The organism is Paraburkholderia sp. J8-2, from assembly GCF_905220195.1.
In the GTDB taxonomy this organism is placed as follows: Bacteria; Pseudomonadota; Gammaproteobacteria; order Burkholderiales; family Burkholderiaceae; genus Paraburkholderia.
Genome location: NZ_CAJMZA010000004.1, coordinates 455710 through 464445 on the forward strand (window position 1 = coordinate 455710; position 8736 = coordinate 464445).

The following is an 8736-nucleotide window of genomic DNA, read 5'->3' on the forward strand; positions in this document are numbered from 1 at the left end:
AAACGATTGCGACACTGCGCCTCGCCCGAAGGCCGGTGTCATTCGCGCCGGCCCTCCATGCGGGCCCCCAACGCGAGAGAGAGAAAAAAATGATCAACAAAAAGTGGTTCTATGCCACGCCGATCGCGGTAGCGGCGGCGACCCTGGCCGTCGCCGCTTGCGGCGGCAACGACAACAGCAAGCCCGGCCTTTCGTCGGTGAAGAACATCGTCGTGATCTACGCGGAAAACCGCAGCTTCGACAACCTGTACGGCAGCTTCCCGGGCGCCAATGGCCTGCAGAACCTGAGCGCGCAAAGCACGCAGCAGCTCGATCGCGACGGCTCCGTGCTCGCCACGCTGCCGACCGTCTGGAACGGTCTCACGCAAACGGGCGTCACGCCCGTGGTGACCGCGGCGATGACCGAGAACATGCCGAATGCGCCGTTCGCCATCGACGACGCGAAAGGCTACAACGTGCCGCTCTCGGTCACGACGCGCGACCTGTACCACCGCTTCTACGAGAACCAGATGCAGATCCACGGCGGCAAGAACGACATGTTCGCGGCCTACGCCGACTCCGGCGGTCTCGTGATGGGGCACTACACGACGAGCGCAGAAAAGCTGCCGCTCTGGAAGATCGCCCAGCAATACACGCTCGCCGACAACTTCTTCATGGGCGCGTTCGGCGGCTCGTTCCTGAATCACCAGTGGCTGATCTGCGCGTGCACGCCGTTCTATGCGAACGCGGATACGAACCCGGCCAAGCCGACGATCTCGGCCGTGGACGCCGACGGCGTTTCGCTCACGCTCGCGTCGAACTCGCCGAAGTCGGCGCTCGTCGGCATTCCGAAGTTCGTGAAATCGGGCAATCTGACGCCGGACTTCTACGCGGTGAACACGATGCAGCCGCCGTATCAGCCGAGCGGCAACGCGCCGGCTTCGGGTGGCGACGCGAACCTGGCCGACCCGTCGAACGCCTCCACGATGCCCGCGCAAACGACGCAGAACATCGGCGACCTGCTTTCGAACGCGGGCGTGACGTGGGCGTGGTACGGCGGCGCGTGGGGCGCGGCCGTGAGCGCGGCGCAGAACAGCACCTCGGGCGTGATCTACGGTGCGAACATGACGGCGCCGAACTTCCAGCCCCACCATCAGCCGTTCAACTACTTCGCGAACTACGCGCCGGGCACCGACGCGCGCGCGAAGCATCTGCTCGACGGCGGCATGGACGGCACGGAGTTCCTCAAGGCGATCGACGCAGGCGCGCTGCCGGCAGTGGCGTTCTACAAGCCGCAGGGCAACCTGAACGAGCACGCGGGCTACACGGACGTGACGAGCGGCGACCAGCATATTGCCGACGTCATCGCGCATCTGCAGAAGAGCCCGCAGTGGAACAACATGGTCGTGGTCGTCACCTACGACGAAAACGGCGGCTTCTGGGATCACGCTGCGCCGCCCAAGGGCGACCGCTGGGGTCCGGGCTCGCGCATTCCGGCGCTCATCATCTCGCCGTATGCGAAGAAGGGTTACGTCGACCACACGCAGTACGACACGACCTCGATCCTGCGCCTCATCACGCGGCGCTTCTCGCTGCCGACGCTGCCGGGGCTCGCGAACCGCGACGCCGCGCTCAAGAGCAACGGCGCCCAGCCGATGGGCGATCTGACCAACGCGCTCGACGTGAAGCTCTAAGCGCGAGACACCAACCGACCATCGATGACCGGATGTTGCTCATCCGGTTTGACGGGCAGCCCTCGGGCTGCCCTTTTTTATTGCGCCGGCGCCAGGCGCTGAGCCGCGACGTTTGACCACGGATCCTTCTGCGCGAGATGCACTACCTTACAGATTGGTTACTGCACAAATCTTGACGGAGGTCATTGTGAAATACGTCGAATCGACTCTCCTGCCGGGCGAGAGGATCGTCTGCGAGGGACACCCCTGCTTCTGGGCGATGGGTCCGCGTATCACATTCAGCCTTTTGCTCATGGTTTGGGGCGTGCTCATCGGCACCATGGGCACGTCGCCGTTCGCTGCGGTGGGGTTTTTCGTCGCAGGTCTGGGACTGTTCGGCGCCTCGCTGCTCGCGTGGTGGACGACGGAATTCGCCGTGACAAATAAACGCGTGGTGGCGAAGTTCGGCGCGCTGCGTCGGCACACCGTGGAGCTGACGCTTGCGAAGATCGAGAGCGTGCGGGTCGAGCAAAGCCTGATTGGCCGGATATTCGACTACGGTTCGCTCGTTATTGGTGGTGGGGGCCTCATCGCGACGCCGATTCCCGGCATTTCGAATCCGCATGAGTTTCGCCGTATGGTGTTTCTCGCGCAAGCGGCCGAGGAGCCGGTGCCGTTGCGGCTCGTGGCGTGAGGGCGTTGATTCCGCGTCGATTCGTGGTGTGTGAAAAAGCAAAAAGCCCGGCGGTGAAGGCCGGGCTTTTTGTTTGTTTGATCTGGCGCGACAGGAGGGGCTCGAACCCCCGACCCTCGGCTTAGAAGGCCGATGCTCTATCCAGCTGAGCTACTGTCGCGTGGACGTGCGCAAGGCCGCAAGCGGGCCGCACGAAGACGGGGCTGGATTATACCGCGATCGTCCCATGCGGTCGCGCCCTGCTCATCACGCCTGCGAAGGGCCTTCGCGCCAGATTCAAACCGGCTGCTGATGGAGCGCAAACCAGCCAAGGCAGATCGCACCCGCGATCAGGCAGTACGCACCGAACGATGCGAGGCGCCCACGCCCCTCGAAATAGCTCATCAGGAACTTCACGCTCAGCCAGGCCGCGATGCCCGTGAGCACGCCGCCCACGACCGCAGTCATCAGCTGATCTCGCGCGTGAAAGAGCTTCGGCAGTTCGAGCACGCCAGCCGCAAAGATGATCGGCGTGCCGAGCAGGAACGAGAACTCCGCAGCCTTTTCTGCCGTGAGGCCTGCCGCATTGCCGGCGATCATCGTGAGACCGCTGCGCGAAAAACCGGGAATGAGCGCGCCGATCTGGGCGAGGCCGACGAGAAACGCCTGGCGGAACGTGAGCTTCTCGGGCGGACGATGTGCACGCGCGCGCTGGAGACGATCGCCGAACCACAGCAGCACGCCATTGACCATCAACGCGGCCGCGACAATGCGCAGATCGTGAAAGATGGCTTCGATGCGCTTTTCGAGCACGAGGCCAACGATGCCCGTCGGAATCGTCCCGATAATGAGCGCCCACATCATATGGCCGTCGTCGTTCTTGCGGCCGGCCAGCGAACTGAAGAAGCCGCTGATCAGCGCGACCCAGCGTTCACGGAAATACCAGAGGAGAGCGACCGCGGTTCCCAGATGCAATGCGACGAGGAACGGCAGCAATTGCGGTGCGTGCTTGTCGATGTGCATGCCGAACAGCGCGGGCACGAGCAGCGTATGGCCAAGACTGCTCACGGGGAACAGTTCGGTGACGCCTTGCAACACGCTCAGGAAGAATAGAAACCAGAGACTCACGCGCGGATCCTCGTAATGATGGTGTAAGGGGCCGGACCGTTGCGGAGCCGGTGCGGCAAAGCGCACCGATTATGCCTGGGCCGTATTGCAGCGCCAAGCCTGGAGAGGGATTTGTCGGAAAAGTTACTGCGTCGCAACAAAGTTGGCTGCGAAGACACGGATTCTGGCGCGAACGCGCGTGTCGCGCTTGCGAGAACCGGATGAGGGGGACGGAACGTCGCGCGATCAGCGCGCCATCTTGTAGAAGAAATACGCGCTGCTGCCGACAAAGAGGCTGAACAGCGCCATGCTCATTGCCATTGCGAGGTCCATGGGGGTCTCCTGCGAAAATGCTCTGTGCGCCAGCGCACGGTCATGCGGATTATGCTGACTCTCGTCCTTGAACAATACCCACGCTTTCCCGACAAGGGTTTTCACGCATGAGAAAGCAGCGCAAAATCCGCCTGCCCGGCGCATGTGCGCCGCCCTCCTTCCACCCACTCCAGGCCCGCCCATGAACGCTCATCCAGAAAAGGACATCCTCACCCTCACCCGCGGTGCCTCGACGTTGCGTTTCGCGCCGTGGGCCGGCGGCCGCTTGCTCTCGTGGCAAGTCGACGGCCGCCCGGTCATCGTGTGGCCGGAGAATGCAAACTGGGCCGAACCGGCACGTGTGCGCGGCGGCAATCCGCTGCTCTTCCCGTTCCTTGGGCGCCATCGTGTGGACGGCCAGATCGGCCGCTGGCGCGACGCCCAAGGCGTGGTTCGCGATCTGCCGATGCACGGCTTTGCGCGTGACCTGCCGTTCGCAGCGCTTGTCGACGACGATGGCCACGGCCTGAAGATGACGCTCGTCGACTCGGATGCAACGCGCACGGGCTACCCGTTCGCCTTTCGCTTCGAAGCGGCCTACCGGCTCGCCGACGCGCATACGCTCGAAGTCACGCTCGCCGCGACCAATACCGGCGCGCAGCCGCTCCCCTGGTACGCGGGCCATCACTTCTATTTCGCCCTGCCGCACGCCCAGCGCGCGCAAACGACGCTCGACTTGCCGCCTGCCCAGCGCCGTCATCAACTCGCGGACGGCTCGATCAGCGCGCCCGAGCCCGGCAAGGCGCAATACCGACTCGACGACGCCAGCATCATCGACCGTTTCCATGTGCTCGAACCCACGCCGCCCGCCACGCCGGTGCGCCTCGTCGCACCGGGACTCGGCCGCGCGGTGACGATCGATCTGAACCGGCCCGGCTCGCTCCCCTGGTACGCCGTGACGACGTGGACGGAAGCCGCGGACTCGGACTTCTACTGCGTCGAACCCTGGCTTGGCCTGCCTGATGCGATCCATAACGGGCTCGGCCTGCGCTGGCTCGCACCGGGTCAAACGGAGACGGCGACGCTGCGCATCGGCGTCGAGACGCTCGGTGGCTAATCGCGCCCGCAGGCCTCCTCTGGTGCCGGCACGGACATGGGCGCTGCCGCTTTCGTCAGTCATTCGTCAGGCAAAACCCCAGTTGCTTTGGCAAAACCGCTAAAATCGGGCGTTTTGCCAGCGCGGCGGACTTCGGTCCGTCGAGGCAAGGTCATGCGAGGTTCAATGTTGGCACCAGGAATCAGACGGATTGCGTGTGCGGCGCTCGTTGCGTTGCTCGCGGCGTGCGGATCGGCTCCAGTCGGCCCCGGCTTTTACCGCGTGGAACGCGGCGACACCGTGTACAAGATCGCGCGCAGCAATCGCCAGTCCGTACAGAACATCGTGCGCTGGAACAATCTGTCGAATCCCGACGCCATCGAAGTCGGCCAGGTCCTGCGCGTGGAGCCGCCTGCCGGTACAGCGAGCGCCCGTACCGGTGGCGCGCCACGTAGTGCAGCTGCGCCGCGCGAGAGTGCCAATGCAGCCGAGACGGCTGCTGCGCCGTCACCCGCGGAGTCGTCCGCACCGTCGACAGCGGCCGCGCCTTCGATTTCGCTCGTCTGGCCGACTAGCGGTCAGGTCATCCGCGGCTTCGATGGCCGCAATTCGAAGGGCATCGACATCGTCAATGCGGCCGGCACGCCAATCGTCGCTGCCGCGCCCGGCACCGTGGTCTATGCAGGCAATGGACTGCGGGGCTACGGTAACTTGCTAATCATCAAGCACAGCGGCGATTACCTGACAGCCTATGCACACAATCAGGCATTGTTCGTGAAGGAAGGTCAAAGCGTCACGCAAGGGCAAAAGATCGCGGAAATGGGCAACAGCGACAACGATCGCGTGATGCTGCATTTCGAGCTGCGATACCAGGGGCGCTCGATCGATCCAACTCGACAACTCCCCGCGCGCTGACACTGGCCGTTGCTGCCAGCCGATCAATGAACAAAAAAAAAGCCCGGCATGGCGCCGGGCTAACGGGGGTTTGGCGCATATCGGCAAAGGACCGGTTTACCATGCGCCGAATCGCAATCTATCAACGGGCTTCCTGCGGCGCAATCACTTAATTAGCCCGAAAATGTGCTACGCCGCACGGATTATGTGTCGCATCACTTTTCAGCAACGAATGAGGACGCCGAATCAACTGTTCGGGTGCACCGAATCGCGCGCTTCAATGACACAAGACGACAACTCGTCGAATGGCGCAAAGGCTTGCTGGACGGGACATTCAGGCTGACGTCGATTGCGCTTTCGAGGGCTTTTCGCAAGCCCGAATCGGTGGTTTAAAGCATGGCGATTTGTGCATTTTCGAGGCCACTGGCTTTAGTGGGCGAGCGCACGTAACAGCGCATTTATTCGGCGTGCTGTACAAATTTGAAACATCAATTCGCAGCACGCTTAGATCAGATGTTTGGCCGATTTAATGTTGCTTATTGTCTGTATTTTGGCGGCGAAAGCCTGGATATCGACAATTAATGTGATTAATCCCGCTGCTTTGGCGTTCGCCATCCGGCCAGCGGCCGGCAGACCGACTATCGTTTATAGTATCGGCCGCAACGAATTCCCCACTACCATGACTATCGAAGACGCCAACCCCAGTTCGACGTACACCAAGCTGCTCGGCGAAACCGCCAAGATCGACTGGCAAGATCTCGAGCGCTTCTTTGCGCAAGGCAAGCTGTTGAGCGTAGCGCGCGACCTCGACCTCGTGAGCGTGGCCGAGGCCATTGCCAGCGACAATAGTGCGGTCGTCACGCAATGGCTGTCTTCGGGCCTCGTCGAACGCATGCAGGCGGAAACCGCAGCGGATTACGCGGCTCGCAAGCCCGAGTTGTGGGCGGTTGTCGTCTCGCCGTGGGTGTGCGTGCAGGAACGCGCTTGAGCGGCGCCGAGGCCCTGCCCGATCAACGAGGTTGGCATCGGCGCGTGCTGACGCTCGCGTTTCCCATCGTCCTCGCCAATCTCACACAGCCTATCCTCGGTGCCGTCGATACGGCTGTGGCAGGTCACCTCGGCAGTGCGGCCGACCTTGGCGGCGTCGCACTGGGCGGCCTGTTCTTCAACTTCGTGTTTTGGGGCTTCGGCTTCCTGCGCATGGGGACGACCGGACTCGTCGCACAGGCCTACGGCGCGCGCGACCTCCCCGCCCTGCGCGCGAATGTCGTACGCGCCCTGCTCCTGGCATTCGCGATCGGCGCCGCGATCTTGCTGATTCAAGCTCCCTTGATCCGGTACACGCTCGCGGCCATTGGCGGCAGCATCGAGGTGCAACGCAACGCCGGGGTCTACTGCCTTGCGCGCATCGGCTCGGCGCCGTTCGCCCTGGCTAACTACGTCGTGCTCGGCTTTCTGCTCGGCACGCAGCGCGTGCGCATTGCGCTGCTTTCGCAGATCTTTATCAATCTCACGAACGTCGTCGCGGTGCTCGCCTACGTGTACGGGTTGCGATGGGGCATCGCCGGTATCGGCGCGGCAACAGCGACGGCAGATACGCTCGGTTTTGTCTTTGGGGCCTGCGTGCTGTGGAGGCTACGTCCTCGCGGGCTCGCACCGCTTGCGCTGCAAATCGTGCTCGCCCCCGCGGCGCTCAAGCGCCTCGTCGCGATCAATCGCGACATCTTTTTGCGCACGCTCTGTCTATTGGGCTCGTTCGGGTGGTTCGCACATCTGGGCGCCAAGCAAGGCGACGCGATCCTTGCCGCAAATGCGCTGCTGCTCAACTTCCAGACCTTCATGGCCTACGGTCTCGACGGGTTCGCCCATGCAGCCGAAGCGCTGGTGGGCGCGGCGATCGGCGCAGGCAATCGTCATGCGTTCCGTCAAGCCGTGAAGATCAACCTGTTCTGGGCAGCACTAGGCGCCGTTGGTTTTTCGCTGGTTTATTGGGTCTGTGGCCCGTGGATCATCGCTCAGCTCACCGATCAGCCAGCGGTGCGTGCCGCCGCCGAGGCATTCCTCCCATGGGCGGCGCTGTCACCGCTCATTTCCGTGTGGGGATTTCTGCTGGACGGCGTATTCATCGGGGCCACGCGAACACGCGAGCTCATGCAAGCCATGGCCGTGTCGCTGGCTGTGTTTCTTTGTGCGTCCTGGGCGCTGGTCGGGCCGCTCGGCAATCATGGATTGTGGATTGCCCTGCTTGTCTTCATGGCCGCGCGCGGCATGACGCTCTCGCCCTTGCTGCCGCGCATTAGCGGCGCGATCGGCCCTATGTCTGCGCAGTTGCGCTGAGCGTGCTCGCGCCCGGCATCGGCGCTTATTGAGCGGGTGGCGGGTTGTCGATCATCATCGGCGGCCGATCGTCGGTCGGCACGCCGTGGTAGTCGGGCGGGTCCTGCGGCGGGGTGCCGTGGCGGTGATTCGTTGCGTTATCAGCGCATGCCGAAAGCAAAACGGCCATTGCAAGGGCCAGATAAACACGGGGCATCGCCTCAAATCCTTTCTGAATGATGATCCGATCAGCGCTCCCGAGAGGTCGCGAAGCGGCTGAACTTGCTATTTTTTCCGTTGCCACATTGTTCTAAGATGCGGACATGGCTGCAATCGACAGGAGGCTGCCATGGATGCCGAAACTATTGCGGGTCTGATCGGTCTTGGTGTGGGTCTGATCGTTCTGCTCGGGCTATCGATTTTCGAATCGCGCGCCTACCGGAAGGAGCACGACGGCGAAGGCATGATGCATCACTGGCTAGCCGAGCATCACGTGCTTGACAGGGTTCGCCGCAGGCACTGAACCCAGCGCCGGTAGCCCACGGCGTGTACATTGCCTGACTCTCGCCGCGGCCAGTCGAGCTGGCCGTGTGTCGGCTTTCGCTACGTCGTTTCGTGAACGGCAGACTCGCGCTTTCATTTCAACGCCAGCCCAAACGCCAGAACCCCGGCTCTCTTTCGGAGAC

The 8736-nt window shown here is 63.0% G+C and carries 10 protein-coding genes and 1 tRNA gene; 7 read left to right on the forward strand and 4 right to left on the reverse strand.

Annotation, left to right across the window (positions count from 1 at the left end):
- Nucleotides 1–89 precede the first annotated feature (89 nt).
- Together U5A52_RS13310 and U5A52_RS13315 are read left to right on the forward strand one after the other, a co-directional pair.
- A complete protein-coding gene (locus tag U5A52_RS13310; RefSeq protein ID WP_321934987.1) occupies nucleotides 90–1673 on the forward strand; it encodes an acid phosphatase in 1584 nt (527 codons plus the stop codon).
- 187 nt (nucleotides 1674–1860) lie between these two features.
- Entirely contained in the window at nucleotides 1861–2346 is a 486-nt protein-coding gene (locus U5A52_RS13315; protein ID WP_321934988.1) for a PH domain-containing protein, read from the forward strand.
- 83 nt (nucleotides 2347–2429) lie between these two features.
- Here U5A52_RS13315 and U5A52_RS13320 read toward each other — a convergent pair.
- The 3 genes from U5A52_RS13320 to U5A52_RS13330 all read right to left on the reverse strand — a co-directional run bounded on the left by U5A52_RS13320 (nucleotide 2430) and on the right by U5A52_RS13330 (nucleotide 3909).
- A tRNA-Arg gene (locus U5A52_RS13320) sits at nucleotides 2430–2506 on the reverse strand.
- Nucleotides 2507–2622: 116 nt separating this feature from the next.
- Complete coding sequence (locus U5A52_RS13325; RefSeq protein ID WP_321909176.1) at nucleotides 2623–3453, reverse strand: undecaprenyl-diphosphate phosphatase; 831 nt, start codon at nucleotides 3451–3453, stop codon at nucleotides 2623–2625.
- A gap of 225 nt (nucleotides 3454–3678) precedes the next feature.
- Nucleotides 3679–3909: a hypothetical protein gene (locus tag U5A52_RS13330; protein ID WP_321909177.1), complete on the reverse strand. Its 231-nt coding sequence runs from the start codon at nucleotides 3907–3909 to the stop codon at nucleotides 3679–3681.
- A 37-nt stretch (nucleotides 3910–3946) separates the two neighbouring features.
- Here U5A52_RS13330 and U5A52_RS13335 point away from each other — a divergent pair, with 37 nt between their 5' ends.
- The 4 genes from U5A52_RS13335 (at nucleotide 3947) to U5A52_RS13350 (ending at nucleotide 8071) form a co-directional block, all read left to right on the forward strand.
- Nucleotides 3947–4861 (forward strand): aldose epimerase, encoded by a 915-nt coding sequence (locus U5A52_RS13335; protein WP_321909179.1) that lies wholly within the window; start codon nucleotides 3947–3949, stop codon nucleotides 4859–4861.
- Nucleotides 4862–5026: 165 nt separating this feature from the next.
- Nucleotides 5027–5755, forward strand: a complete 729-nt coding sequence (locus tag U5A52_RS13340; RefSeq protein WP_321909181.1) for a peptidoglycan DD-metalloendopeptidase family protein — start codon at nucleotides 5027–5029, stop codon at nucleotides 5753–5755.
- A 658-nt stretch (nucleotides 5756–6413) separates the two neighbouring features.
- Nucleotides 6414–6722 (forward strand): DUF2288 domain-containing protein, encoded by a 309-nt coding sequence (locus U5A52_RS13345; RefSeq protein WP_321909182.1) that lies wholly within the window; start codon nucleotides 6414–6416, stop codon nucleotides 6720–6722.
- Nucleotides 6719–8071 (forward strand): MATE family efflux transporter, encoded by a 1353-nt coding sequence (locus tag U5A52_RS13350; protein ID WP_415773841.1) that lies wholly within the window; start codon nucleotides 6719–6721, stop codon nucleotides 8069–8071. The genes U5A52_RS13345 and U5A52_RS13350 overlap by 4 nt, the downstream gene beginning before the upstream one ends.
- Nucleotides 8072–8096: 25 nt before the next feature.
- Here the strand turns inward: U5A52_RS13350 and U5A52_RS13355 are convergent, their stop codons facing one another.
- Nucleotides 8097–8267 carry a hypothetical protein gene (locus U5A52_RS13355; protein WP_321909186.1) on the reverse strand — a complete coding sequence of 57 codons (171 nt, stop codon included), beginning with the start codon at nucleotides 8265–8267 and terminating at the stop codon, nucleotides 8097–8099.
- Nucleotides 8268–8399: 132 nt separating this feature from the next.
- On the opposite strand from U5A52_RS13355, the gene U5A52_RS13360 reads away from it, so the two are divergent.
- Complete coding sequence (locus tag U5A52_RS13360) at nucleotides 8400–8573, forward strand: hypothetical protein (protein ID WP_321909188.1); 174 nt, start codon at nucleotides 8400–8402, stop codon at nucleotides 8571–8573.
- Nucleotides 8574–8736 lie beyond the last annotated feature (163 nt).